This window comes from Thermostilla marina, from assembly GCF_054657455.1.
Genome location: NZ_BAAHYR010000001.1, coordinates 2,020,454 through 2,047,088, shown reverse-complemented (window position 1 = coordinate 2,047,088; position 26,635 = coordinate 2,020,454). Strand labels below are relative to the sequence as shown.

General features: G+C 58.6%; 23 protein-coding genes. 19 read left to right on the top strand and 4 right to left on the bottom strand.

All coding sequences use genetic code 11. From position 1 onward, the window contains the following. The first annotated feature begins 21 nt into the window (after window positions 1–21). From sufB to ACYQ2I_RS07455, 4 genes are all read left to right on the top strand, one after another. Complete coding sequence (gene sufB / locus ACYQ2I_RS07470; protein WP_460166385.1) at window positions 22–1,500, top strand: Fe-S cluster assembly protein SufB; 1,479 nt, start codon at window positions 22–24, stop codon at window positions 1,498–1,500. Between the two features lie 86 nt (window positions 1,501–1,586). Further along, window positions 1,587–2,900 (top strand): Fe-S cluster assembly protein SufD, encoded by a 1,314-nt coding sequence (gene sufD / locus ACYQ2I_RS07465; RefSeq protein ID WP_460166384.1) that lies wholly within the window; start codon window positions 1,587–1,589, stop codon window positions 2,898–2,900. Between the two features lie 85 nt (window positions 2,901–2,985). Continuing rightward, window positions 2,986–3,303, top strand: coding sequence for a Rieske (2Fe-2S) protein (locus ACYQ2I_RS07460; RefSeq protein WP_460166383.1), 318 nt, complete (start codon window positions 2,986–2,988; stop codon window positions 3,301–3,303). A 35-nt stretch (window positions 3,304–3,338) separates the two neighbouring features. Further along, a complete protein-coding gene (locus tag ACYQ2I_RS07455; RefSeq protein WP_460166382.1) occupies window positions 3,339–3,656 on the top strand; it encodes a metal-sulfur cluster assembly factor in 318 nt (105 codons plus the stop codon). Window positions 3,657–3,826: 170 nt separating this feature from the next. On the opposite strand, the gene ACYQ2I_RS07450 is transcribed toward ACYQ2I_RS07455, so the two are convergent. Beyond that, on the bottom strand, window positions 3,827–5,179 hold the full coding sequence (locus ACYQ2I_RS07450; protein WP_460166381.1) for a DUF1598 domain-containing protein: 1,353 nt from the start codon (window positions 5,177–5,179) through the stop codon (window positions 3,827–3,829). A gap of 597 nt (window positions 5,180–5,776) precedes the next feature. Between ACYQ2I_RS07450 and ACYQ2I_RS07445 the strand changes: the two genes are divergently transcribed. Together ACYQ2I_RS07445 and ACYQ2I_RS07440 are read left to right on the top strand one after the other, a co-directional pair. Next, window positions 5,777–7,786 carry a sigma 54-interacting transcriptional regulator gene (locus ACYQ2I_RS07445; protein ID WP_460166380.1) on the top strand — a complete coding sequence of 670 codons (2,010 nt, stop codon included), beginning with the start codon at window positions 5,777–5,779 and terminating at the stop codon, window positions 7,784–7,786. Window positions 7,787–8,062: 276 nt separating this feature from the next. Continuing rightward, the gene (locus ACYQ2I_RS07440) at window positions 8,063–8,590 is read left to right on the top strand and encodes a chemotaxis protein CheX (RefSeq protein WP_460166379.1); all 528 of its coding nucleotides are present in this window, start codon (window positions 8,063–8,065) and stop codon (window positions 8,588–8,590) included. A gap of 24 nt (window positions 8,591–8,614) precedes the next feature. Here ACYQ2I_RS07440 and ACYQ2I_RS07435 read toward each other — a convergent pair whose 3' ends face one another. Further along, window positions 8,615–9,088: a thioredoxin family protein gene (locus ACYQ2I_RS07435; RefSeq protein ID WP_460166378.1), complete on the bottom strand. Its 474-nt coding sequence runs from the start codon at window positions 9,086–9,088 to the stop codon at window positions 8,615–8,617. A gap of 683 nt (window positions 9,089–9,771) precedes the next feature. Here ACYQ2I_RS07435 and ACYQ2I_RS07430 point away from each other — a divergent pair. Further along, a complete protein-coding gene (locus tag ACYQ2I_RS07430) occupies window positions 9,772–10,791 on the top strand; it encodes a Gfo/Idh/MocA family protein (protein ID WP_460166377.1) in 1,020 nt (339 codons plus the stop codon). 17 nt (window positions 10,792–10,808) lie between these two features. Here the strand turns inward: ACYQ2I_RS07430 and ACYQ2I_RS07425 are convergent, their stop codons facing one another. After that, window positions 10,809–11,918 carry a serine/threonine-protein kinase gene (locus ACYQ2I_RS07425; protein ID WP_460166376.1) on the bottom strand — a complete coding sequence of 370 codons (1,110 nt, stop codon included), beginning with the start codon at window positions 11,916–11,918 and terminating at the stop codon, window positions 10,809–10,811. 219 nt (window positions 11,919–12,137) lie between these two features. Then, window positions 12,138–13,148 (bottom strand): D-2-hydroxyacid dehydrogenase, encoded by a 1,011-nt coding sequence (locus ACYQ2I_RS07420; RefSeq protein WP_460166375.1) that lies wholly within the window; start codon window positions 13,146–13,148, stop codon window positions 12,138–12,140. A 571-nt stretch (window positions 13,149–13,719) separates the two neighbouring features. On the opposite strand from ACYQ2I_RS07420, the gene ACYQ2I_RS07415 reads away from it, so the two are divergent. The 12 genes from ACYQ2I_RS07415 (at window position 13,720) to ACYQ2I_RS07360 (ending at window position 26,535) form a co-directional block, all read left to right on the top strand. Next, a complete protein-coding gene (locus ACYQ2I_RS07415; RefSeq protein WP_460166374.1) occupies window positions 13,720–14,673 on the top strand; it encodes a DoxX family protein in 954 nt (317 codons plus the stop codon). Between the two features lie 98 nt (window positions 14,674–14,771). After that, window positions 14,772–16,517, top strand: a complete 1,746-nt coding sequence (locus ACYQ2I_RS07410; RefSeq protein ID WP_460166373.1) for a Gfo/Idh/MocA family protein — start codon at window positions 14,772–14,774, stop codon at window positions 16,515–16,517. 267 nt (window positions 16,518–16,784) lie between these two features. Then, on the top strand, window positions 16,785–17,633 hold the full coding sequence (locus ACYQ2I_RS07405) for a sugar phosphate isomerase/epimerase family protein (RefSeq protein ID WP_460166372.1): 849 nt from the start codon (window positions 16,785–16,787) through the stop codon (window positions 17,631–17,633). Between the two features lie 28 nt (window positions 17,634–17,661). Next, window positions 17,662–18,288 (top strand): Holliday junction branch migration protein RuvA, encoded by a 627-nt coding sequence (ruvA, locus tag ACYQ2I_RS07400; RefSeq protein WP_460166371.1) that lies wholly within the window; start codon window positions 17,662–17,664, stop codon window positions 18,286–18,288. A 27-nt stretch (window positions 18,289–18,315) separates the two neighbouring features. Then, on the top strand, window positions 18,316–19,395 hold the full coding sequence (locus ACYQ2I_RS07395) for a zinc ribbon domain-containing protein (protein ID WP_460166370.1): 1,080 nt from the start codon (window positions 18,316–18,318) through the stop codon (window positions 19,393–19,395). Window positions 19,396–19,567: 172 nt separating this feature from the next. Further along, a complete protein-coding gene (locus ACYQ2I_RS07390; protein WP_460166369.1) occupies window positions 19,568–20,596 on the top strand; it encodes an ABC transporter ATP-binding protein in 1,029 nt (342 codons plus the stop codon). An 85-nt stretch (window positions 20,597–20,681) separates the two neighbouring features. Next, entirely contained in the window at window positions 20,682–21,545 is an 864-nt protein-coding gene (locus tag ACYQ2I_RS07385) for an ABC transporter permease (protein WP_460166368.1), read from the top strand. Between the two features lie 4 nt (window positions 21,546–21,549). Then, on the top strand, window positions 21,550–22,386 hold the full coding sequence (locus ACYQ2I_RS07380; protein ID WP_460166367.1) for an ABC transporter permease: 837 nt from the start codon (window positions 21,550–21,552) through the stop codon (window positions 22,384–22,386). Between the two features lie 69 nt (window positions 22,387–22,455). After that, window positions 22,456–23,307, top strand: coding sequence for a sugar phosphate isomerase/epimerase family protein (locus tag ACYQ2I_RS07375; RefSeq protein ID WP_460166366.1), 852 nt, complete (start codon window positions 22,456–22,458; stop codon window positions 23,305–23,307). Window positions 23,308–23,317: 10 nt separating this feature from the next. Further along, window positions 23,318–24,274 carry a UbiA family prenyltransferase gene (locus tag ACYQ2I_RS07370; protein WP_460166365.1) on the top strand — a complete coding sequence of 319 codons (957 nt, stop codon included), beginning with the start codon at window positions 23,318–23,320 and terminating at the stop codon, window positions 24,272–24,274. 26 nt (window positions 24,275–24,300) lie between these two features. Next, complete coding sequence (locus ACYQ2I_RS07365) at window positions 24,301–25,137, top strand: sugar phosphate isomerase/epimerase family protein (protein WP_460166364.1); 837 nt, start codon at window positions 24,301–24,303, stop codon at window positions 25,135–25,137. 63 nt (window positions 25,138–25,200) lie between these two features. Further along, on the top strand, window positions 25,201–26,535 hold the full coding sequence (locus ACYQ2I_RS07360; RefSeq protein ID WP_460166363.1) for an alkaline phosphatase family protein: 1,335 nt from the start codon (window positions 25,201–25,203) through the stop codon (window positions 26,533–26,535). The last annotated feature ends 100 nt before the right edge of the window (window positions 26,536–26,635 follow it).

The following is a 26,635-nucleotide window of genomic DNA, read 5'->3' as shown; positions in this document are numbered from 1 at the left end:
CCCACACAACGAGGTGGTATCGTGGCACCCAATACGAACCCGACCGCCGAAAACCCGATTCCTGCTTCGTCTACCGGCGACAACGAGAGCACGTCGTCGGCGCGCCGGCGAATGGAAGAGGCCATCGGCGATATCCGCAAATTCGATTTTCGAACCGAAGAAAAATACGTATTCCGCGCCCGCAAGGGGTTGGATCGCGAGGTCGTCGCCGAAATCTCGCACATCAAGGGCGAACCGGATTGGATGCGAGAGTTTCGGCTGAAGAGCCTGGATATCTTCCATTCGAAACCGATGCCCACCTGGGGCGGCAATATCGATGTCGATTTCGACGACATCTATTACTACCTGAAGCCGACCGAAGGCCAGGGCCGTACGTGGGAAGAGGTCCCGCCCGAAATCAAAGAAACCTTCGACCGGCTCGGGATCCCGGAGGCCGAAAAGAAATTCCTCGCCGGCGTCAAGGCGCAGTACGAAAGTGAAGTCGTCTACGGTTCGCTGCGTGAGGATTTGGCCAAGCAAGGCGTGTTGTTCACCGACATGGATACCGCCGTCCGTGAGTATCCCGATATTGTGCGGGAACACTTCGCGACAATCATCCCACCGACGGACAACAAGTTTGCGGCATTGAATTCTGCGGTATGGTCGGGCGGATCGTTCATCTATGTCCCGCCGGGCGTTCACATCGACTTCCCGCTCCAGGCGTACTTCCGCATCAATGCAGCCCAGATGGGCCAATTCGAGCGAACATTGATCATCGTGGACGAAGGGGCATCATGTCACTACGTGGAAGGCTGCACCGCCCCGACGTACAGTTCTGAAAGTCTCCACGCCGCGGTGGTCGAAGTCATCGCCAAGCGGGGTGCCCGCGTCCGGTACACCACGATTCAGAACTGGGCCAACAACATCTACAACCTGGTGACCAAGCGGGCGGTTGCCTACCAAGATGCCCTGGTCGAATGGGTCGACGGCAACCTGGGCAGTCGGTTGACGATGAAATACCCGGCCGTGTACATGCTTGAACCCGGGGCCCGGGCCGAAATCCTTTCCGTTGCGTTTGCCTCGGCCGGCCAACACCAAGATGCCGGTGCCAAGGTTGTTCATTGTGCACCTCACACGGCCAGCCGAGTCATTTCGAAGTCGATTTCCAAAGGCGGCGGCCGATCGAGCTATCGTGGACTCGTCCGGATGGAGCGGGGAGCGGTCAAATCGAAATCGAACGTCGTGTGCGACGCGTTGATCCTCGACCCGCAAAGCCGGTCCGACACGTACCCGTACATCGAACTCGAAGAACAAGACGTCATGATCGGCCACGAGGCCAGCGTCTCGCGGATCGGTGAAGAGCAGCTCTTCTACCTTTGCAGCCGCGGACTGACGGAAGCCGAAGCGAGCACGATGATCGTTGCAGGCTTTATCGAGCCGTTGGTCAAAGAGCTGCCGATGGAATACGCCGTCGAAATGAACCGCTTGATCGAGCTGCAAATGGAAGGCAGCGTGGGCTGATCCGCTACCAACGGCCATCGGGACGTCTTTCTCGTCGGTAGACGCCGACGCAAGCGATCATTCAACCAGCTACATAACGACTTCTCATGACTACCGAAGCAAAAACCGGATTCGACCAACACGCTTTCGAGGCTTTTTTGGCCTCTCGCGCCGACGAGCCTCAATGGATGATCGATCGGCGGAAGGACGCGTGGACAACGTACCAGGAACTTCCATTCCCTAACAGCAGAATGGAAGAATGGCGACGTACCGACATGCGAGCCTTCTCGCTTGATCACTTTACCCCGCCGTCGCAAAGCGAAAACTTGCCGATTCCTACCGGCGCATTCACCGAGCGATTCACGGCGGCGGCTCGGCTCGTTACGTGTGATGGAAACATCGTTTCGAAAACCGGCTCCGACAGCGACTCACCGGCATTCTTCGGATCGATCATCGAAGCAGCGAACGCCGGATTGCAAGGCTTCGATATCGAAAAAACGCTCGATGCGATCGTCGATTACCGATACGACAAGTTTTCGTCGCTGCATGCCGCCTTTCGTTCGGCCGACGCCTGCTTGTTCGTTCCGTCAGGAACCCGGATCGCCGAACCATTTCACCTGCTGCGAAGCCTTTCGGCGGGCAAGAGCGATTTCGGGCATGTGTTGGTCGTCCTCCAGGACGGCGCCGAAGCCACGCTCGTAACCGAAACGGCGTCGCTCGATTCCGAATCGACCGACGCAGCCCTGCATTGCGGGGCCGTCGAAATCGTCGTCGGTAGAGGGGCGAAACTCCGCTTCGTCGACTTCCAAAACTGGAATCGCGGCGTGTGGCACTTTTCGCACCAGCGAGCGGTTTTGCACGAAGATGCCGAAATCGAATGGACCGTCGGCGCGCTTGGCGCCCGCCTGGCCAAAGTCAACCAACATGTCGTTCTGGCGGGGCCTCACGGTCGCGCCGCCGTGAACGGGGTCATGTTCACCGAAGACCGGCAACACCATGCCTATCATACCTTGCAGCACCATCAGGCCCCGCACTGCGAAAGCGACCTGTTGTACAAAGGTGCCCTGCAAGATCGGTCGCACATGGTGTGGCGAGGCATGATCCGCGTCGATCCGGGTGCGATCAAAACCGACGGCTACCAACGGAACGACAACCTTATCTTGTCCGAAACAGCCCGTGCCGATTGTATTCCGGGCCTGGAAATTGAAGCCGACGACGTCCGCTGTACGCACGGCGCAACAGCCGGACGTGTCGATGATAGCGAAATCTTCTACCTGCAAACCCGCGGATTGACACGGCGCGAGGCCGCTCGCATGATCGTTACCGGGTTTTTCCAACAGGTATTCGATCGCGTCAGCATCGACAGCGTCCGAGAAGAACTCGAACGCGTCATTCGACGCCGTGTTCGCGAGTACCGTTGATCCGGTTACCGCCGGAATCGAGATCGAAGACAACGCACGCTTCGAAACCGTGCAGCCGAGACAAACCATAGGAGCAATGCCGGCAATGAGTGATCCGGTTCCCGTCTGTCGTGTCGACGAACTCCCCGAAATGGGCAAAAAGGTTGTGGAAATCGACGGTCGCATGATCGCCCTGTTTCACGTGTCGGGAACGTTCTGGGCCATCGATGACGTGTGCACTCATGATGGTGGGCCACTGGCTGAAGGCGAACTGCGAGGTTATACGATCGTCTGTCCTCGCCACGGGGCACAGTTCGACATCCGTGACGGCCACGCCAAGACGATGCCCGCCGTCCGCGGTACCACGGCCCACAAAGTGACCGTGATCGACGATACCGTCTACATCGAGGTGAACGACGCTTGATCGTCTCCCGAATCGCGCGAAGAGAGAGGAACGCGATGCCCATCACCGAAGACGTCGTCTACGAGGCGCTGAAGCAAGTCAAAGATCCGGAACTATTCGTCAACGTCGTGGACCTCGGATTGATCTACGAGGTCCGAACAGAACAACATGACGACAAGACCGACGTCTACGTCAAGATGACGATGACCAGCCCTGCTTGTCCTGCCGGTCCGCAGATGGTGCAAGATGTCAAAGACACGCTTGCCAAGCTGAGCGACGAAATTGGTGCCGTGGAGGTCGAGGTTACACTTTCACCGCCTTGGACGCCCGATCGCATGACCGAAGAAGCACGAGACGAGTTGGGCATGTTCTAACGAGAGTATCGTTTGCCCAATCACGGTCCCCATCGTGCTCGTTCGCGATCGACTCACCCAAAAAATTAGCGGGACGCCGACGTCGTCGTTGCGTCCCGCTGTTTTTATCTCGGTCGAAGTTTCAACCTGGCGTTCCGACATTCGTCGCCGGAAGACGCGTTCGCTGGACGTCAATTCGCCCACCAGTTTTCCCCGACGGCGTAACCGAGTTTCGCACGAACATCGGCTGCCGCGTCGACTTGAGCCTCGGTCACGATCTGCCACGGGTTGATCATCACCCCACCGGTGGCGAACACCCAGTTTCGCCCGATTTTCCCGGCCACCGTCTCGGGCGCGACTTGCTTGGGCGAGGGCAACGTGACTCGATCGACGCCCTCGAGCATCGTGGGAATCGCCAGGCCCGCTTTCTGCAAAAGGTTCTCGTGGGCAATGCAGGCGGCAACGACGGACAGCTCCATGCAGTTTCGCAGTTCACCGAAGACCGGTTCGGCAATTGCCAGCTCGTCGTAACGTTGCGTCATCAGTTCGGCCCACTGCTTGAAGACGGGGTCGACTTTCTCGGCGCCCGTCTCGCGCTCGCCCGCTTGATTGAACACGTCGGCCTCGACCATCGTCTTGACGCCGATCTTCTGAATGTGCCACGCCATTCCGTCTTCGTCTTTGAGAACAGGCTGATAATCGGGCGCCAGCCACCAACGCGGCAACATGTTGCTGGGGACGCGGCGACTCTGCATGACCAGCTGCATGAAACTGGGCAAACCGGCAACCGGTGCCTGCTCGACGCCCATCGAAATACGTTTCATCCGATAGTCGGCTGCCACCAACACCCGCGCGAAGTGGGAGTCGGCCGGTACCCCCTGAACCGTGACGACCTGCGGTCCGAAGGCTGCCTTGACCTGCTCGGCCTGCGGGAACGCACGGCTCGTCCGCAGTCTCGCGAAATACGCCCGCAACCGTTGGGAACCTTCCGCCGTCGGATCGATCGAGCAACTGAACACGGCCGGTTGCGGCGAGAAGACCGCCCGCAACGCCACAATAAGATCGTCCAACAACATTGTCGGGCGTCCGGAAACCGCGCCGACGAAAGCGCCTTTCTCGTTGACCTGCCACGGTTCGGCCGGGCCGACCAACACGATGTCGTTTTGTTCCGGATAGACGAGGACATAATCGATCTCGATCAGTCCCCCCAGGCATTGGACGGCTTCCGGCAGCGGCTCGCCCCGCGACGCATATTGGGCAAGCGTCGACTCGAGATTCTTCAACGAGATCCGTCGGTGTTCAACGGCCTCGGCGAGTCCCGCCGGGGGAGTCTGTCGGTTTTCCTGCCAAATCTTCTGAATCTCACCACGAGCATCCAGGGCAGCCGCTTGAAGCATGCCCGAGGCGTCGATCATCACCCCACCCACCGCGCGGTTCGCAAACAGCGAGTTGTTGTTCTGAGCCCAAGCGGCTGAGGTCGCCAGCAACATTCCGGCTGCCGCGAAAAGCCCACAAAGCCGGAACCAAATCGGCTTGGTTGCCATGAGACGTCTCCTGTACGACAAGTCCCCGCAATCAGGGTATCGATGTGTACGGTCCAATAGACAGGGTTTCCCCGAAGCGTCGAATCTCCACGGGTCGAATGTGCTGGAGAAAAGACGCACCGAAGGCCGGAAAAGTTCCTTTCCCCACTCTACGGTGGGGAACTACTCCACATGCCGGCGCACATGGCATGCCCGGCAATTCACTCTAGTCTATCCTAATTCGCCAAACCTCCGAATTCAACAACGTTTACGCTCGCACAGCTGATCTTGTAGCCCCATTTACCACCTACAAGCGGTATATTTGGCACCTCGGAAGACGTTCCAAGCGGCAGAACCTGCTGCCGGAAGCCAACGCCGTCGCCGGCAGCGTCGACTCCTATGGACAGCCGGTACTGCAAATGGTTGCAAAGGTCTCAGCCCCTCGCGGTCCCGGCGGCTCGTCGATAGCGGCGTCGACCATTCATCGTCGCCTGTTCATCGATCGGTGAGAGGGCCCACACTCCGACACTGTCGCGATTTCGACGATTCACTTTACAATGGTGAAATGGAAGGATCGTTCGCTTTCCATCTCTCGCTCGCGTTTTGCTGGAGGAATCCGTGCCCGAACTTGCCTATCTCGTCATCCGTGAGGGCTCGAAGTGGACCGACGTCTTTCGTCTCGTTCCCGGCCAACTGGTGACGATCGGCCGCGCTCCGACGAACCAAATCGTCATCAAAGACGAACGGGTCAGTCGCAGCCATGCCGAAATCTTCATGTCGGAGGGCAAATGGTATTTGCGAGATTTGGAAAGTCGGAACGGAACGGCGGTCGGCAACCAATTGATCCGCAACGATTGGCCGCTGAAGCCGGGAGATGTCGTCCGAATCGGACGGTCGCAGTTGGTGTTTGTCTACAATTTGAGCGATGCATTTCCCGAATCGGGAACGGTCGTCAGCCGCGATCCGGCTCCACCGCCGACCGGCGTTTCCACAAATCTTTCCGAAGAAGACATCGACGTTCTCGCCGGCCACGGCCCCACGACGATCACACACCGTCGGGATCGTGCAAGGCTCTTGGATTCGGCCGAATCGGAAGAAGCCGGTGTCTCGCAACTAGGACGTGCGGCCGCTCGCTTGTGCCGGTTGGCGTTCGAGCTCGGAAAAGCGCCCGACGTGAAGAGCATGGCCGAAACGGCACTGGAGGGCTTGTTCCAAAACGTCAAGATCGACGCCGGTGCCATCTACGTCGCCCCTCGCGATACCGACGAGCCGCCCACAGCCGACAACCTTACGCTGGTCGCGTCGAAAACAACGTCGAAATATCGGTATTTTCGGGTTTCGGGCTTTTTGGCCGGAACCGTCCTGCGCGAAGGTGAGGCTGTTCTTGCCCGCAACGTCATGGGCGACAGCGCCATCGCCAGCCGCGACAGTCAAGGTGAAATCCGCGCCACCAGCGTGATTTGCGCGCCCATCCGGCAAGGCAACAAGGTACTCGGAATCATCCACGTGTACTCCACGGTCGCCGATTGCGAACTCGATCCCCAAGACCTCGAGTTTACGCTCGCCGTCGCCGATACGGTTTCGGTGGCCCTGGGAAATCTCACTCGCCGGGAGGAACTTGCACAAAATCTCACTCAGGTACGAACAGAAAACTATCAACTTCGAGAACGGCTGGGCATCCAATCCGAAATCGTCGGTCGCAGCGAGGCGATCGTCAAAATCAATGAAGAGATCGCCCGCGCCGCTGCCAGCAAGGCCACCGTGCTCATTCGCGGCGAAAGCGGCGTCGGCAAAGAACTTGTCGCTCGTGCCGTGCATTATTCGAGTCCGCGGCGGGACCACACGTTCGTATGCCTGAACTGTGCCGCTCTCTCTGAAGAACTGTTGGCCAGCGAGTTGTTCGGCCACGAAAAAGGTGCCTTTACGGGAGCATATGAACGGAAAATCGGCAAGTTCGAACTCGCCCACCAAGGCACCATCATGCTGGACGAGATCGGGGAAATGAGCCCCGGAATCCAGGCCAAATTTCTCCGCGTGCTCGAAGGTCATCCCTTCGAACGACTCGGCGGCAGCAAGGCCATCAAAGTGGATGTACGTGTCATCGCCGCGACCAACCGAGACTTGGAAAAAGAGGTCGCCGAAGGCCGATTTCGCCGTGACCTTTTCTTCCGGTTGCGAGTGTTGGAAATCGTCGTTCCTCCGCTGCGCAAGCGGGTCGACGACATCCCCGTACTGGCTTACTATTTCCTGAACAAGTTTCGTGAGGAAACCGGGCGCAAGATCAAGGGATTTACGCAACGGGCGATGGATCGCCTCGTCAGCTATCGTTGGCCGGGCAACGTCCGCGAACTGAAAAACGTCATCGAGCGGGCGGTCGTCCTTTGCAGGGGGGATGCGATCGACCAGGAAGATCTCCTCTTGTCGAGCCTCAACACAGCGGGAGACACCGCCGACGCCATGCTGGAAAGCGCGTATCGGCCCTGCTCATTGGCCGAAATGGAAAAAGCGCATATCGCCGCCACGCTGAAGCACACCAATTGGAACAAATCGCGTTCGGCGATGATCTTGGGTATCGAGCGATCGACGCTGGATCGCAAAATTCGCCGGTACGGAATCGCGCGGGAATGAGGGGGCGTTCTCGTCGGCGTCCCGCACGTGCCACCTTCGTTTGCCTTTCGCCGCCGTTCCGGTTGCATTGATTGTAACGCCGAAGACCGCACCTCCCCGCGAGAAGGGCCAGGGAAAAACGGCTTTTTTCCGCGTTCGCGTCGGCATTCCTCCACGGATATCCCATACTTTTTCGGAGGTGATCTCGCCCGCTACAGCCGATGGTGCCGACCGGCCGGAGGATTGGCCCCAGGCGGCCGACGACATGAAGTCCCCAACAACGGAATCGTGCGAATCATGGCGACACTTACGTATGAAAACGGAACACTGGAGATCCCCGCCGATCCCAAATTGCTCCAATCCATGACCGCCGCCGTCACAGAATCGCTCACCATGTGCGACGCCAAGGCGAGGTTTGTAGGCTTTTCATCGGCACCCATTCACGAACCGGGAGCCGTCACCGGCGTGATCGGTGTCCACGGCAAAGTGTCGGGATTCATCACCGTCAACATGGCCGAACAAGTCGCCTTGAATCTCGCCACCGGTTTTCTCCAAGAGCGATTCGACAAGATCGACAATCAAGTCGTCGACGGCGTGGGGGAAGTGACGAACCTGATCGCCGGCGGCATCAAGAAACGTCTCTCCGGCACAACCTGGGGATTCGATGCCGTGACGGTCCCATCCGTCATCATCGGGCGCAACTACCAGATCGCCTACACCAAAGGTCTGCATTACCTGGTGTGTACGTTCGAACATGAAAACGAAGAGGCGTACCTCCTCGAACACCGCCTGTTGCACGTCGCTCTTTCGCTGTTGCGGCTGTAGGTGATCGGCCGCTCGCGTTGCAGCTCATTTCGGCGGTTGCCGATTGCGTGAAGCAATCGCCGAGGTTTGATCGTCTGTATTTGCTTCCGATCGGTCTTCCCGAGACGCTTGCGTCGTCCCTAGGCCCTCACGCAAGAATCGGACCACTTTTTCGACCGGCTGACTCCCGATCAGACGTCGCACCTTCCAGTCTCGGCCGTTATTGTGTTCGAACACCAAAAGCTGGGGAATCGCCCCGCCATTGGTCAACTCGCGGGCAAGTTTGCCTTCGGCATCGTAATCGACTTGGGCAAAAGCGACGCGTTTGAGTTCACCGCGTTTTTCGAGGACGGGCAAGACCTCCGTCTTCATCGTTCGACACGCCGGGCACCACTCGGCACCCACCAAGACGACCAACGGACGTCCGGTTTCCATGCTCGAGCGATATGCGTTCGCGTAAGACGTATCGGCGTTGACGGCCAATACCAAATGCATCGCCACAACCAAGACCGGAGACATGCTCGCTACTCCTTTCGTCACATGATGAATCAAATGGGTACGGCGCGGATGCAATTGCCTAGCCGTACCACGATCGCACACCGGCCGCGTTTCCGCCTTTACCGTCGGAACAAAACTGAACGACCGTCTGACGATCGCCGTCGAATGCAAAGACGCCGAATGATCCGCTTTCTTACGCGAACGAGCGAGTTCGGCGCGTCAACAAATCCTTGGCCGAGAGGGCCGGGTGGGACCACAGGTTATCGCCGACCAAACCGCCTCGAAAAAACGTTCGATCGACGGAGGTATGTTCTGGTGACCTGTTGCCGCTTCGCCGAACCTGCGCTTCATCCGAAGCGAGGATCGGCCCTCCGTGGAAGCACATGATCCTTTGCAGGATACTCACGATCGCCCGGAACGCAATGGACGAGCCCCAAAAAAACTACCCATCCCCCTCGATCTTCGAAATCCTCCCACTCGCAAGGGGCGTTCGGGCCGGCTTTTGCATTCTCTTGAGAATTGAGCTAGCTTCAAACAATGGCTTTGTGCTCAACTAGCGGCGAATACCGACGAAATTGCCGTCTGTTCGCTATTGCCGAGCTCATCCAAACTTGGCAAAAGCACCATATTCATGCGAAGAACCGGTTGCCCGTCCCGGCCTTGAAACCGCATCACCCACGTACCAGGAGCTTTCATCGAGCGGCATGGGTGTCAAATTACGTATCGGAATCATCGGTTTCGGCAACGGTGCACACCAACGCTACCTTGCCGCATTGCGGACGCTGGTCGACCGCCTGGAAGTTCGGGCAGTATGTGAACCCATCGCGTGCCGCGTAGCCGAGACCGTTTCCGCGGATCCCGTACGTCTGTACGCCGGCTTTAGGGCGATGTGTCGGGACCCGAACGTCGATGCGGTCGTCGTTCTCGATACGGCTTGGTTCGGCCCACTGCCGATCTTGGCGGCTTGCGACGAAGCCAAAGCCGTGTTCCTGGGAAAAGACGTCGTTCTCACTCCCGACGAACTACGTCGGGTGCGGGATCGTGTGGCGACGGCCGGTGTGGCGTTCATGGCGGAATTGCCCCGACGGCATTATCCGGCGACGATCCGATTGAAAGAGTTGATCGCCACACGACTGGGGCCGCCGCGTTTGCTGTTCTGCCACGATCGCATTCCACCGCGCAATCCGCGGCCGGGAAGACTTCCCAACGGAGGCCTGAATCTCCAGCGCCACGCCGCAGAACTAGTCGACTGGTGCACCTTCGTCATGGGGCAAGGACCACGTCGTGTCACTGCCACACGTTGCCGAGCCCCAGTAGGGGATGATTCACACCTGCTGGCGTTGACACTCGACTTCGGCGAGGTAGCGACATCTCAATCGGGTCCCATCGCCATGATCGACTGCGCTCACAGTAGCTGGGAACCGTGGCAAGAAGCGCTCTCGTACCGCCCGCCTCCGGCAATGAAGGTCGTATGCGAACACGGTGTGGCGTACCTCGATCCGCCGACGACGCTTGTTTGGTTCGATCAGGCAGGACAGCACATCGAAGCGCTCGAACAAGAGGTTCCGCTCACGGAATCGATGCTGATGATCTTCTACCGGATGGTCACGAGCCTGATCCGGCGAATGACCGACATCGACGATCTGTGTCGTGCCGTCCAGGTAGTCGACATTGCCGATCGAAGCGCCGCAGAAGGCCGGCGTCTGGAGCTCCCAAAGACTTGACGGAATACGCGACGGCGTCAGTCCCCCAGCTCCTGCAACCACAGTCGGATATCGTTGTCGTATTCCGAGGCCAAATCGCCTTTGACCAGCTGTCGGTGAAAGGCGGCCGCTCCCTCCGGCTGCAAGTCGGCCTGTTCGGCATCCGGGAAACGTCGATCGGGATCGGGCGCAATCAATCGCCGACAGAAATTCATCAACAACTCGCTCGACACCACGTCTTTGGGCAAAACCTTATCGAGCCGTTGCGCCAAGAACCGCTTTTGCTCGAGCAATTCTTTACGGGTCGTCAGCCCGTAGAACGGCGACACGCCCGCCAGCATTTCGATCAAAACATAGCCCAAGCTCGCCAGGTCGGAGCGGGGAGTACACTCGCCGTTCTCGAGCACTTCAGGAGCCGCGTACGTCGGTGTGCACGTCCGTTGCGGCGGCGGATCATCGAGTGCGTATGCCGACCCGAAATCGACGATCTTGCCGCTACCGGTACGCTTGAGCATGATGTTCGACGGTTTCAAGTCGCCGTGCACGATGCCTCCACGGTGCAAGGCCGCCAGGGCGGCCAAACAATCGCGGATCACCGCCATCGCAACCCCCGGCTTCAACCGCGGCTGAACGGGACCGGCCGTGACGACGACTTCATTGATTTCGCACCACCGTTGCAGGCTGACCCGTTTTTGTACCTGCTCGTAACGGCGGCGAGTCAGCAATTCGCGCAGGTCGAAACCGTCGACCCATTCCATCTCCATCAGCCGAATGCGATGGCGTTCGACCCAGTTGTGAACGGCCAATAAATTGTCTTGCTGGATCTGAGCCACGCGGGCCGAGACGGAAGCGATACGATACATTGCCTCGTCGTACGCGGCATCATTGGCGTACCGTTCCGGCGAAAAGACTTTGACGGCCACCGGCAGGGTGAAATCGTCCGCTCCCCGTCGCTCGGTCAAATAGACGACTCCCTGGCCACCGGAACCAAGCGGCCGGATAAACCGAAGATGCTCCGTCCAACTTACTCGCTGTCGCTGGATGATCGACTGGTATTGCTCCAGCAGCGCAGGCGAGCAGCCGGTCGCCACGTGACCGCCCCAGGTGCGGGTCGCGCTTGCCTCGTGAACGAGGGTCGTTGTCGCCATTCGCGACTCTTCCTCGGGTTTGAACGGGTCGGACGATTCCATAACAAACGCAATGTCTCCCGGTATCCGGCCGGCACGCCCATCAAATCGATTTGCCCCGTGCCGGTATCATACGCAGTTCCAGACGGGACCCCAAGATCAGCCCGCCGCAACGACAAAGGATAGACAATCTACGATACATAGGAAGATTTCGTCATGACCAGCCCCCTGTCAGTTCCCTCATAAGCGGGGAACCTCCGATTCAACATCGATCCATAGCGGACACGAACCGTCACGGAAGGGGTACCCCTCCTCTTTGTTTGTGATCCGATTGATCAAAGGGCGACCATCTTTCCAACGCCGCAGGTTTTCGGCAAACAACCGAACCACGTCGTCGGCCCGGGTCTTCACCTGGCCACCTACATGAGGGGTTATAATCACGTTCTGCATATCCCAAAGAGGGCTCTCCGGCGGCAGTGGTTCGGGATCCGTGACGTCCATGACGGCTCCCGCCAGATGACCGATTCGCAGAGCCTCGATCAAGTCCTCGTGCACGACGATGGCCCCCCTGGCGACGTTCGCGAACAACGCGTCGGACTTCATTGCCGAGAAGAATGCGGCCCCCACCGATTTGCGTGTGGAACGATTCAGCGGCAAGCACAGCACAACCACCTCGGCCTGGGGAATTACGTCCAACATTTGCTCGGGCGGCACCAGGGTCTCGACATAGTCCGGTTTGTCGACGGGAAACTTGTCGACTGCCAGCAGCCGGGTCTTAAATGTCCGCCAAATCTGAGCAATCCGACGCCCCACCCCGCCGAATCCCACGATCGCAACCGTCGCCCCGGTCAAATCGCGGGTCGGACGACGAATGAATTCTTTTTTTTGCTGCGCGCGAAAAAAGACGGGCAGACTGCGACACCAGCCGGTCACCAGAGCCGTTGTGTGTTCGGCGACTTGATCGGCCAGCAAACCCGATGCACTGGTCACGACGATGTCCGAGGCAATCACCGGCGGCGTCAGGCAATGATCCATACCCGCCGCCGAAGACTGGATCCAGCGCAAACGACCGCCTTTCACGATACGTTCCCAATCGACCGGCACCTTCACGTGCCCGCAGAAGATGTCCGCCTGCAAAAGCTCGTGCGGAAGATCCTCTTGGGGGGAATCCACAAATTCGGCGTCGGGAAGAATCTGCGCCAACAGCTCGCGGTGACGAGCTTCGTGAGGAAAACCGAGTACGACGCGCATCGCGGACTCCTTGACGTTCGATCTCAACTGAAAATCCGGCAGATCCACCGAGGATCATCGGCGAAAACGAAAAGCGTACACGGCTGCGACATAGGTCTGCAAGGTGCCGCGCCCGCCGAAAAAACCAATTTCGCCTGGCAAATTCCGCACCTATTCCCCCGGAGAATCTTTCCACGAACCCGAAAACAACTCGATCGCGGCTGCGTAATATCCGATAGGGATGCTGCGCCGGCCCACCGTCCGCGCACTCTAGACCCCCCGATTTTTGTTGATAAGGCCGGTAGAGAAGGCAAACGCGGTGAATTAGAATAAGAGAGTCTGCAACTTTCCCGTAAGCGCCCCATGGTGTGCGAACCGCTTCCTCCCGTTCCCTCCGTTTAGACGTCGAATCGGTTCGAACACTCAACGTATCGTATGTCCCAGATCGAGGACGCCTCGAGCGTATCTTCCCCGATCACATAGCGGAAGGAGGTCAGCCCTGAGTAGCTCCAAGTATCAAATCGGTCTGGTCGCCGTCGTCCTTTTGGTGGCGTTACGGCTGACCATTGGTTGGCACTTCCTTTACGAGGGAGTGTGGAAGATCCAAAACGCCGACGAGTTTTCGGCCGCGCCTTTCTCGAGTCAGGCGAAAGGCCCGTTCGCGCCGGTTTTCTATGCAATGTTGCCCGATATCGACGGCACAAAACGTTTCGCGGTCGTCGAGAAAGACGGCGAAAAAGTCGTCACGGCCCCGGGTTATGAAGCCGCCTGGAACGACATGCGAGAACGCTTCCTGGCCGCATACTCACTCGACGACAAGCAAAAGAAGGAAGTGGACCGAATCCACAAGATGTACCTGACGGGGCTGAATAAGTACCTCGCCCAGAACCGCAAAGAAATGCTGGCGTGCTTTTCCGGATTGGAACAACTCAAGCGCGATATGGCCAGCAAGAATGAGGGCACCGAATTCCAACGTCAGCGATTGTGGGATCGCCAACAGGAACTTCGGAGCAAGGTCGCCACGTGGGGCAAAGCGATCGACGCCATGGGCGAAAGTTACCACCTGCGTCTGTTGTCGCTTCTCAGCGACGAACAGCGTGCTCGCGGAACGATTGCGGGACCGGTCATCCCGTCCGATCGGCTGCCTGTCAAGCTGCCCTTTGCGAACAGTCGTTCGGAGTTGCTGGACTTCACCGTCACCTACGCCCTGACGGCCATTGGCCTGTGCTTGATGCTTGGATGTTTTACGCGGTTGGCGGCACTCGGCGGCGCGGGCTTCTTGGCATTCGTGGTCGCAACGCAGTGGCCTTGGCCGACGGTCATCCCGCATGCTCCGCCGGTGGTCGGACACGCCTTGTTGGTCGACAAGAACTTCGTCGAGATGGTCGCCATGCTTGCCTTGGCCGCATTGCCGGTCGGCCGTTGGGCCGGACTCGACCGGTTCCTTTACGACTATGTCTGCGTTCCCTTGCGACAGCGCATCGGCTGCTGCAAGCCGAAAGCAGCGAAAACCGAACAAGCCAAGAAAGAGTCTCCGAAAGGTTGATCGAAATCGGTCCGATACGGTTTGCAACCGTCGTCGCCGACTTTGAACCTGTTTCCCAATCCCACAAATCAAGATACTCAAGCAAGGTCTGAGGAAATATGAACCTGACACCTGAAGAACGAGCTGTTGGTCAAGCCAATTTCAACACCGTGATGGGCGACATGATGTTGTCGCGCCGCGATTTCGTGAAATCGGGGGCATTGACCGCGTTGGTCGCCGGCGGGTCGTTGGGCGCCTTTTACTTCGGTTACGAAAGCACGTTGCCGCGTCGAGTGCGAGTGGCCGTGCTGGGCACCGGTGATGAAGGGAACGTGCTCATCGGTGCATTGAACCCCGAATTTCATGAAGTCGTCGCCATCGCCGACATTCGGCCGTACAACGTGTACCGCGCTTTCCATGGCGATCATTACAGTGAGGCCGCACTCGCGGCTCGTCCCGGATTGATGGCAAAGTACGGCTGGAAAACCGAGGACGAAGCCCGCAAGCACGTCAAGGTCTACGGTGACTATCGCGAACTCCTCAACACCGAAAAAGACCTCGACGGTGTGATCATCGGCTTGCCGCTGCACTTGCATGCCCCCGCGGCCGTAATGGCCTTGCAAAAAGGTTTTCATGTGTTGACCGAGAAGCTGATGGGGCATTCGGTCCATGAATGCAAAGAAATGGCCCGTGCCGCTATCCAGGCCAAGAAACACTTGGCCGTCGGGCTGCAACGGCACTACAACATCCTTTACGAGAACGCCTACAACATGATCCTCCAGGGGTTGTTGGGCGACATTCACTACATCCGCGGCCAGTGGCACCGCGGAAACCTTCCCGGCCGCGACAGTTGGAAAATGCCCCTTCCGCCGGGTGTCAAACCCGACGAAGACGAAGCCGGCAACCGCTTGGTGAAGGAGCTCGAAAGCTGGAAGAAGCAACTGAAGGCGGCCGAAGAGCGAGGCGACACCAAAGAGGTCGAAAAGTACCGCAAGCTCGTTGCTCAAAAGCAGGCCCAAATCGAAGACCAGGTCATCGCCGAAACAGTCAAGGAACTGGGTTACGAAGACAAGACTTTGGAAGCCCCCGGCCACGATCCGTACTTCCGCCCCGCAATCGAAGAGCTCATTCGTTGGCGTCTGTGGGAACGAACCGGCGGCGGTCTGATGGCCGAATTGGGCAGCCACCAGCTCGATGCCGCCAGCATCTTCGTGGCCGCGGCCAACGGCGGCGAGAAGAAGCTGCCGCTGAACGTCGTTGCCGCCGGGAATCGGCCGATCTTCCCGCTCGACCGCGAGATCGAAGATCACGTGTACTGCATCGTGGAATACCCGGCACCGGGTTACAATCCGGATCATCCCGTCGACAAGATGAAGAAGATTGCTTTCCAATACTCGTCGATCAACGGTAATGGATTCGGCGGGTACGGCGAGGTCATCATGGGTACCAGCGGCACGCTGATCATCGAACGGGAAAAAGAGGCGATGCTCTTTGCCGGTTCCGACACCTCGGCCAAGGTCGACGTGAAAAAGAGCGACGCCGGAGCCGCACTGGATACGCAGGCCAGCGGCCCCGCTCAAAAGAAGAAAGAAGGTCTGGGCGCGATGGTTTCGGCCAGCCGCGGCTACAAAGAAGAGCTCGAACATTGGGCTTGGTGCATCGTCAACAATCCCGACGCATCGGATCCCGAAATCCATCCGCGGTGCTATCCGCCCGTGGCGCTCGACGACGCCGTGCTGGCCCTGACGACAAACATGGCTGCCCGCGAGGGTCGCCGTATCGAGTTCAAACCGGAATGGTTCGAAATCGACAGCGACGAAACGCCCGAAGGGGTCAAACCCGATTTGAGTCGCTATTCGTCCTGACGCCCCAGCAATCCGGCTGCATCTCAACCGGTGCAGTCAACGATAAACCCCGCAGAGGCGTTCGAACGTTGCACCGTTCGGACGCCTCGTTTCGATTTTCGTTGGTAGTCGGCCGTCGTCCGGTGGGCTCGACGGTTGCAACCGGCTCCCGGTTTCGCTATTCTGCGCATCGATCCGATGGAAACAATCCGACCGACGTGCGCGTCGGCGACATGCGAACGTCGGTCTACAATGCAAGTCCCCCTATTCACCGATGAGGAGTTCGCCATGGAAAAGTGGCCGATCGGCGTGTTTGCCAGCATCGATGCAGGCTTGGGCGTCCACCTGAACGTGGCCCACGAACTGGGCGTCCCGACGATTCAACTACACACCCCGCAAAAGGTGACCCGAACCGAGGAAAACGCGAAGAAGTTCTTGAAGCAACTCGACGACCTGGGAATTCGGATTACCGTCGTCTTCGCCGGTTTCGAAGGAGAAAGCTACGCGGATATTCCGACGGTTTCCAAGACGGTGGGACTCGTCCCGCCCGAAACCCGTGCCGCCCGCACGCAAGAGCTGAAAGAAATCGCCGATTTCGCCAAGCTGTTGGGCGTCGACGCCGTCGGGTTGCACCTGGGGTTTATTCCTCACGACGCCTCCGATCCGCTGTATCGTGAGGTGCTCGATGTCACACGCGAGGTTTGCGATCATCTCGCCGCCAACGACCAACGATTGCATTTGGAAACCGGCCAAGAAACGGCCGACGGCCTGTTGCAATTTCTCAAGGACGTCGAGCGAGACAACATCTTTGTCAATTTCGATCCTGCAAACATGATTCTCTACGGAACGGGCGAACCGCTCGAAGCCCTGAGAAAGATCGGCCCCTACGTGCGAAGCGTGCATTGTAAGGATGCCAAATGGGCTGCAAATCCCGGGCAAGAATGGGGAACCGAAGTCCCGTTCGGAACCGGTGACGTCGACGCGGAAGCCTTTCTGAAAACGTTGCTCGACCTCGGATACGACGGCGCGTTGACCATCGAACGCGAGATTCCGCAAGAGCCCGAACGGCAGAAGGCCGAAATCGGCCAAGCCGTCGAGCTGATTCGCTCGATAAAAGCCAAGCTGGGAGTCGGATGACCGCTTCCAAAGCACACGGAGGGTACGCTTGATCACGAAGATTACCGGCAAACTCGTTCGTTTGACCGAAACGGCTGCGACGATCGCCGTCGGCGGATTCGAATACGAGGTGCTCGTCCCCGAGTTCACCCGCCGGGGCCTACAGGGCGAGTTGGGCACCGAGGTTGCGTTGCACACCCTCGAATTCCTGGACGGCAATCCGAATCAGGGCCGCATGGTTCCTCGGCTGATCGGGTTCAATTCCGAAGTCGAACGCGAGTTTTTCGAGATGATTTGTTCGGTGGACGGCCTTGGAACCAAGAAAGCCCTGCGAGCGATGGTGCGTCCTGTTCAAGATATTGCAACCGCGATCGAAGAACAGGATACGAAGTACCTTTCCGGCCTCCCGGGCGTGGGCCCGGCCATGGCCGATCGTATCGTAGCGAAACTACGTCGCAAAATGTCCAAGTTCGCCCTTTTGGTGGGGCGTGGTGAATCGGTGAGCGCAGACAGCGCTCCGTCGGATGTCGTCTCGGAAACGTACGAAATCCTGATCACGTTGGGGCACAGCGAGGCAGACGCACGGCGTTTGCTCGATGCGGCCCTCTCGGGCGGCAAGAAATACAAGAGCAGTGAAGCCCTGCTTCACGCCGTTTATCAACAAAGCCACACGTAACGACCACACGCGTGAGGGTCGATGGGCATGTCGCAGGTAATCCAAAACGATCCGACAGGCGGTGCCGAAGAAATGCCCGTCGTGGCGACGATCGTTTGCCCCACGTGCTCCGGCATTGTCGAGGCCGACGACAAATTCTGCCCCTATTGCGGCGCCGCACAAAGTCCGCCGCAACAGCGAAAGCGGCCGTCCTCACCACCGGATCGCCACTTTCGCTGCAAGAACTGCGGTGCCGAGGTGGCCGTCGACCGCTCGCAACGCAGCTACGTGTGTCCTTTTTGCGACTCGACATACGTCGTCGAGTTCTCGCCCGAGGTCACCGGTAAGCAGGAACCGGAATTCGTCATCGGGTTCGCGATCACCCCCGAGAAGGCCCGCGAGATTTTCGATCGTTGGCTGAACGAAAACCGCTGGTTTCGCCCCGCCGATCTCAAAGCGGCCGCGCTGTCCGAAAAGCTGCGGGGTGTCTATATCCCCTTCTGGTCGTTCAGCATGCTCGCCCGATCGACATGGCAGGCGATGATCGGCGAGTACTGGTACCGAACCGAAACGTACACGACGGTCGAAAACGGCAAGACGGTGACCAAAACCCGCAGGGTTCGCGAAACCGAATGGTGGCCGTTGGCCGGTCGCCATCATCAGTTTCACAATGGCTACCTGATTTCGGGCAGCCGAGGCCTGCCGCAAGAACTGGCCGATCGCATCACGCCGTTCCATCTGGCCGGTATGCGACGTTACGAGCCGTATTACTTGGCCGGTTGGGCCTGTGAAGAATACACGATCACCCGCGAACAAGCCGAGGCAATCTCACGTCAAGTCTTCGAGCAATGGGAGCGCAACGAGGTCGCCGCTTTCATGCCCGGCGATACGCATCAAATCCACAGCGTCGACGTGACTTTCGAAAACGCGTCGTCCGATCTGATTCTGCTGCCGGTCTACGTCCTCACGTACATGTACCGAGACAAAAAATATCGCTTTCTCATCAACGGCCAAACCGGCAAGCATTACGGCACGAAGCCCCTCTCTTGGGTCAGAATCGGTCTTGCAGCCGGAGCCGGAGTCCTGGCCCTGGGAATCCTGCTTTTGGCGTTGTTCCTACTTTTGTAACTCCTGTACGGACGTCGTATCGGATTCGGCCCGCCACGTCGCGAACGTTCCGGCTATTCCTTCGGACGGCCGCCGGAAATCGGCCGTAATTTCCGCCGATTCCCCTCCGCCGTATAATGGAATTCGTGCGGCGAATCCCCTCCCCTGCCCCGTGGGCAATCGCTACCGACCTATGCCGATCATAAAACTAGACAAACTGCGCAAGGTATACAAGGTCTATCAAAAACAGGAAGGCCTGTGGGCATCGCTGCGCGGTCTATTTCGTCGCGAATATCGGGTCGTTGAAGCGGTCAGAGGAATCGACCTGGAGGTCGAACGGGGAGAACTAGTGGCCTTTTTGGGCCCCAACGGAGCGGGCAAAACGACCACGCTGAAGCTGTTGTCGGGCGTTATTACGCCCACATCGGGAACGGCAACGGTGCTGGGTCACGTTCCGTGGCATCGTGAAAACGCCTATCGGCGTCGGTTTGCGTTGGTGATGGGGCAGAAAAACCAGCTTTGGTGGGATTTGCCCGCGGCCGAATCTTTCCGACTGCATCAGCAGATTTATCGGATCTCCCCCGATCGGTTTGAGAAAACCCGCGACGAACTAACGGAAATGCTCGATGTACGGCGATTGATGCATCAGCCCGTTCGGGAGTTGTCGCTGGGTGAACGCATGAAAATGGAACTGATCGCGGCTCTGCTGCACGAACCGGAGGTGCTGTTCCTCGACGAACCGACGATCGGTTTGGATGTGGTCGCCCAATACACGATTCAACGATTCCTGCGTGAATACCAACAACGTCGCAAAATCACCGTCTTGTTGACCAGTCATTACATGAAAGATATCGCGGCCCTGTGCCGGCGCGTCGTCGTCATCGCGCAAGGTGAAATCATCTACGACGGCTCTCTCGAGGGTATCGTCGACCGCTTCGGCGGTTACAAGGTCGTGACCGTCCAATTCGCCGGCGGCATCGTGCCTGATGAAGTCGATCGCTTCGGAACGATCGTGGAAAAGGCACCGCCTCGTGTCCGCTTGAAAGTTCCTCGACGCGGCGTCACCGAAGTGGTTTCGAATTTGCTTGCCGCACACGCGATCGATGACGTGAGCGTGGAAGATCCGCCCTTGGAAGAAGTGATTGCCGAAGTCTTTTCGACCGCCGAACACAACGGAAGCGCCAACGGCGCGGTCGCTGCTCCCGCATCCGCGGCCGGCTGATTGGTTCACAAAACGCCGCCGGCGCACCACCCGCCCGTATCACGACACTACCAGAGTCTATTCCAGCGAAACCGACGTTCTCGCCATGCCACGCACCCTCGACGGAATTTCGCCCTCCCGAATCAACCCCCTGACGGTTTGGTGGACGATTTTCCGCATCAGCGTCCAAGAACGGCTCGTCTATCGCGGCGATTTCGCGCTGGGGACGTTGATGCGTTTTCTGCCCATCGTGACGCAAATCTTCCTCTGGGGCGCGGTCTTCTCGGCAGCCGCCACGTTGCCGGGAAAACCGGACCGCATCGTCGGATACACCTATCATGACTTTGTAGCGTATTATCTTCTCACGATGGTCGCCCGAGCGTTTTCAAGCATGCCGGGTTTGGCTTCGGGCATTGCCCGTGAAATCCGTGAAGGGACGATCAAGCGGTTTCTCATCCAACCGATCGATATGATCGGTTACCTGCTGGCTTACCGGGCCGCTCACAAGGCCGTTTACTATTCGGTGGCGATCGGTCCGTTCGCGTTCGTATTCTTTCTTTGCCGGAACTTTTTTCCCGGATGGCCCGCCCCGCCGGTCCTGGCGGCCTTCGTGTTGTCGTTGATCCTCGGCTTTCTGCTGGGATTCTTCCTCGAAAGCACGATCGGCATGTTGGGCTTCTGGTTCTTGGAAGTCAACTCGCTCTTATTCGTGTACATGCTGTTCAACTTCTTTTTCTCCGGCCACATGTTTCCGATCGACATGTTGCCGTACCCCTTCGACGTATTCGTGCGAGCGATCCCCTTGCAATACCTCGCGTACTTTCCGGCAGCCGTGTTCCTGGGGAAGGTGACCGGCCCCGAACTGGTGCGCGGTTTGTGCATCCAAGCGAGCTGGGTCCTTTTCTTCGCTGTCGCAGGGCGCATTGCCTTCCATTACGGCACTCGTCGGTACAGCGCTTTCGGAGGATGACCCCATGCGCGAGCAACCGAACTATCTCGCCGTGTTCCTCACCTTCGCCCGCAATAGCTTGATTCGCGAGACGACGTTTCGCGCTCACTTCATCATCCAAGTGCTTTCTTCACTGTCGTGGATGTTGATGAATCTGGGTTTTTACGTGTTGATCTTTCGTTATACGCCGTCGATCGGTGCCGACACGGGGTGGGGCAAGTACGAATTCTTCGTCTTCATGGCGACCGGATTGCTGATCAACAGCCTGATCCAGACCTTCTTCATGCCGAATGCCGACGAATTCAGCGACTTGATTCGCTTGGGTAATCTTGACTTCGCGCTGCTCAAGCCGATCGACACGCAATTCTTGGTTTCTCTTCGTCGGGTTCACTGGGCAGGCATGGGCAACTTCGGGTTCGGTCTTTTACTCTTGGCCTATTCCTTGATGCGAATCGACTACACCCCCACGCTGTTCCAGTGTGTGCTGTACCCGCTGTATATCGCGTGCGGCGTCGCCATCATGTACTCGTTGATGATTTCCTTGGCGGCCACCAGCATCTGGCTCGGGCGCAATCAAACGCTATACGATTTCTGGTTTTACATCGTGAATTTCGGTCGTTATCCGATGGAGATCTTCGACGGTACATACGGCGCACCGTTACGATGGTTTTTTACGTTCATCGTACCGATCTTGGTCGTCGTCAACGTGCCGGCGAGATTGCTGGCGTTGCCCGTTCACCCGGAACATTTCGAGGATTGGTTCCTGCCCCTTTTCGCCGTCGTCGCCGCCCTCGTATCCTTGATCGTATCGCGCATGATCTTTCAAGCGGCGCTGACTTCGTACCGCAGCGCAAGCAGTTGATTCCGTGCGCACGGCGATTCGCCGGCTCGGAAAATCCGCAGGCATTCGAACCAACTACCTTTGGGAGTCATGATGAAACTTGCGTACAGTTCCAATGCGTACCTGAATTACTCGTTGGCCGAGACGATTCGGCGAATTGCCTCGCTCGGCTACGAAGGCCTCGAGCTACTCGCCGATGCGCCGCACGCCTGGCCGCCTTCGACGTTGCCCGAAGACATCGACACCATCGTTGCCATGCTCGACGAATACGGCTTGGCAATCTCGAACGTCAATGCCTTCATGATGAATGCGGTTGCCGATCCGCGTCAGCCTTATTGGCATCCTTCGTGGATCGAACCTGATCCCCACTATCGTGCCGTGCGTCGGGAACACACGAAGCGTGCCTTGAAGCTCGCCCACGATCTGGGGGCACCGGGCATTCAAACCGAACCGGGCGGACCGATCCCGCGCGGCGTTTCCCGGAAACACGCCTATGCTGTTTTCTATGACGAGTTCATGCCTTGCGTCGAAATTGCCGAACGTCTGGAAGTCAACCTTCTCATCGAACCCGAACCGGGGTTGTTGATCGAACGCTTCGAACAGTACCTCGAGTTCGCCGACCGAATCGACTCTCCTTTCGTCGGATTGAACTTCGACATCGGCCATGCCTTTTGTGTCGAGCAAGAACCGCAGCAGTGGGTCGCCGAAATGGCGGCCCATACGCGGCACTACCACATCGAAGACATCGCCGCATCGCGTGTTCACGCCCATTTGATTCCGGGCGAGGGGGCGATCGATCTTCATGCCGTCCTCGAGGAGATCGGCAAAACCGGTTACGACGGCTGGGTCACCGTCGAATTGTACCCGTATATCGACGACCCGGATGCGGCCGGTCGCGCCGCCCGCGACCACCTCTTGCCCGCAATCGAAGCGTCAAACTAGGACACGTCACATGAACGTCCGCACTTGGAAAGGGATACTGCAACTCGTGCGACTGCCGAATTTGTTCACGGCGGCCGCCGATTCCGTGGCCGGATTGCTAACCGGCACGGCACTTTCCACCATGCCCGCCGTGTGGACGCAACAGCAGCTCGTCGCCCACGTACCGACCGCTGTCGTCGTAGGTGCGACCTCGGCTTTCGTGTACGCCTTCGGTGTTGTGGTCAACGACATCGTGGACCGCAACCTCGATGCCGCCGAACGCCCGGAGCGGCCGATCCCCTCGGGAACGATCACGATAGCCGCCGCGCGGCGACTCGCCGTCGGCTTGCTTGTCGGCGCCGTGCTGTCCATGCTGCTCGCCATGTGGATCGTGCGTCCTTCATCGGATGCAAGTGCGATAGCAGGTTCGGCCGCGTTCGCCGGACTTGTTGTGTGTGTTATTGCGTACAATGCAAAACTCAAACCGACCGCCGCTGGTCCGATCGCCATGGGGGCGTGCCGTGGATTGAATTTCGCGTGGGCATACCTCGCCGCATCAGGACCGCTCGATCACGGGCTCGGCATTGTCTGCGGGCTCACCTGCTACGTCGCCGGTTTGACGTTGTTCGCCCGCACGGAAGCGGTGCACTCGTCGCGAGCTACGACCGCCATGGCCGGGTGCATCATGCTGGCCGGGATTGCGATTCTGGGCTTCTTCGGGGCCCAGTTTCCCATCGCCGCAAAAGACACTTTCCGTTGGACGTCGCTTTTCGTCTTGCTCGCCGGTTGGTTGGCGTTTCGTTGCGTGTGGGTGCTTCAAAACCCGACCTCCAAGCGGGTGCAGCTCGTCGTCACCCAAGCCATATTCGGGCTCATTGTGCTCGACGCTGCCGTCGTGTTTGCCGCCGCCGGCCTGACTGCTGCGCTGTGCGCCCTCGTTCTGTTGCCGCCGACCATCTTCGCAGGTCGTTACTTGCGTGCCACGTGATCCTCAAGGTTTTTCGAAGTGCGGCCATGATCCTCGGATACAACACAAACGGATTTGCACATCACGATCCGTCGGATGCCGTCGCAATCTTGGGCGAACTGGGGTACCGCGCCGTAGGGCTGACGATCGACCACAATCTTTTGTCGCCGTACGGTGATTGGTCGTCGCAGGCGGCCCGCATCCGCCGCGCACTACAGACTTACGACATGCGGTGCGTCATCGAAACCGGCGCGCGATACTTGCTCGATCCCCGGTTAAAACACGAACCCACGTTGATTACGCCTGATCCGCAAAAGCGGCGCCGACGCATCGCGTTTTACGAACACGCCTTCCGCTGTGCTGCCGAACTCGGTGCCGACTGTGTTTCCGTTTGGTCCGGAATCGATCACGCCGACGATCCGAAAGCGGCCTGGAGGCGTCTGACCGAAGGCGTGTCGTCCGTTCTGGCGCTCGCCGAAAAATTCGGGATTCCGATCGGCTTCGAACCGGAACCGGGAATGCTTGTCGCAACCGTAGCCGACTATCGTCGACTGAAAGCGGAATGCGACAGTCCCTTACTCCGACTGACGTTGGACATAGGCCACGTCGTGTGCAACGGCGAAGGCGATCCGGCAACCGTGATTCGGGCGTGTGCCCCGGAACTGGTCAACATCCACATTGAAGACATGAAACCGGGCGTTCACGAACATTTGCCGTTCGGCGAAGGGGTGATCGAGTTCCCGCCCGTCTTGCAGGCACTCCTCGATAGCGGGTACGATCGCGGAGTGTATGTCGAGCTGTCCCGCGACAGCCATCGGGCCCCCGAAATTGCCCGGCTGGCGAAATCGTTTCTGACGTCCTGTCTTGAGTCGCTCAACAAGTAAGGGCGCTGCCACGATCGTTCAACCCAACCGACGACGCAACACTTCGAACGAAAGGCGATCGCCATGGTCGAATACCTCGTGTTTCTGTCGGTCCCCGGTTTGCGGGAAAAAGACGTCGCCGTGATGCAAAACCTTCGCCGGATGACCGCCGGAGGCGAGATCGTCAATTTGGCCCCTTCTTTTCCGTGCGTTACCTGCCCGGTGCAGGCCAATATGACGACCGGATTGCTGCCGCGCGACCACGGTGTCATCGGCAACGGGTTCTACTGGCGAGACAAGCGGCGCGTCGAGATGTGGACGTCGCCCAACGACTGTATCCTAAAACCGCAGTTGTGGGATCTTCTGTCGCACCACGAAGCGGGAATCACCAGCGCCGTGTGGTTCCCCTTGCATAGCGTCGGGTGTGAAGCAGATTATGTCTGCACGCCCAAGCCGATCCACAATCCCGACGGCTCCGAAACCATGTGGTGCTACACGCGGCCGAACGAGCTGTATGAAGAACTCCGGGAGAAGCTCGGCGATTTTCCCCTGCACCACTTTTGGGGGCCGATGGCGGGAATTCAAGGGACGAACTGGATCGTCGACTCGGCCGTGCTCGCAGCGAGGTTTTATCGACCTCGGCTGTTCTACATATATCTGCCGCATTTGGATTATGCCGCTCAGCGATCCGGACCCGACAGTCCCGAGGCTCAAGCCGCCGTCGCCGAATTGGACCAAGCCCTGGGCCGACTCGCCGAAGGCCTGCGTGAATCGTACGACACCGATCCGGCGTGGCTGATCGCCGGAGAATACGCCATCACGCCGGTCCAATCGGTCGTCTATCCCAACCGCGTGCTTCGCGAAGCGGGCCTGCTGGCAGTCGAAGAACGTGACGACGGTGAGCATCTCGACCTGGAGAAAAGCCGTGCCTTCGCCGTCGTCGATCATCAATTCAGCCACATTTACGTCCAAGACGGCGATCCGCAGACCCAGCAAAAAGTCGTCGAGCTGTTCGAGGGACACGAAGGAATCGCCGAAGTCTTGGCCGGTGCCACATTGATCCGGTACGAACTGCTTCATCCGCGAAGCGGAGACGTCGTCCTCGTCTCGACTCCCGACAGTTGGCAAGCGTACTACTGGTGGTTGGACGACGCGCGTGCGCCCGCCTTCGCACGAACCGTCGACATTCACCGCAAGCCGGGATACGACCCGGTCGAATTGTGCTTCGACCCGTCGAGCCGCAGCATTCCCTTGGATGCCTCGCTAATCGGCGGATCGCACGGAGCTCCCGCCTACGATCCCTCGCAGCTCACGGTAGCCGTTTCGTCGACGCCGGGAGTCTTTCCCCACACGACCGTGCGCGACACACAGATCTTTGACGTAGTGTTGCAACAGTTCGACATGACGATGGTCCGCTGAACACCGCGAGGCCTTCCGAGCAACTCGATTTGGCACTTGCACGACGTCGAGGCAGGAAGCATGATATGGCTTCCTGCCTTGTTTTTCCCGCCGACAAACA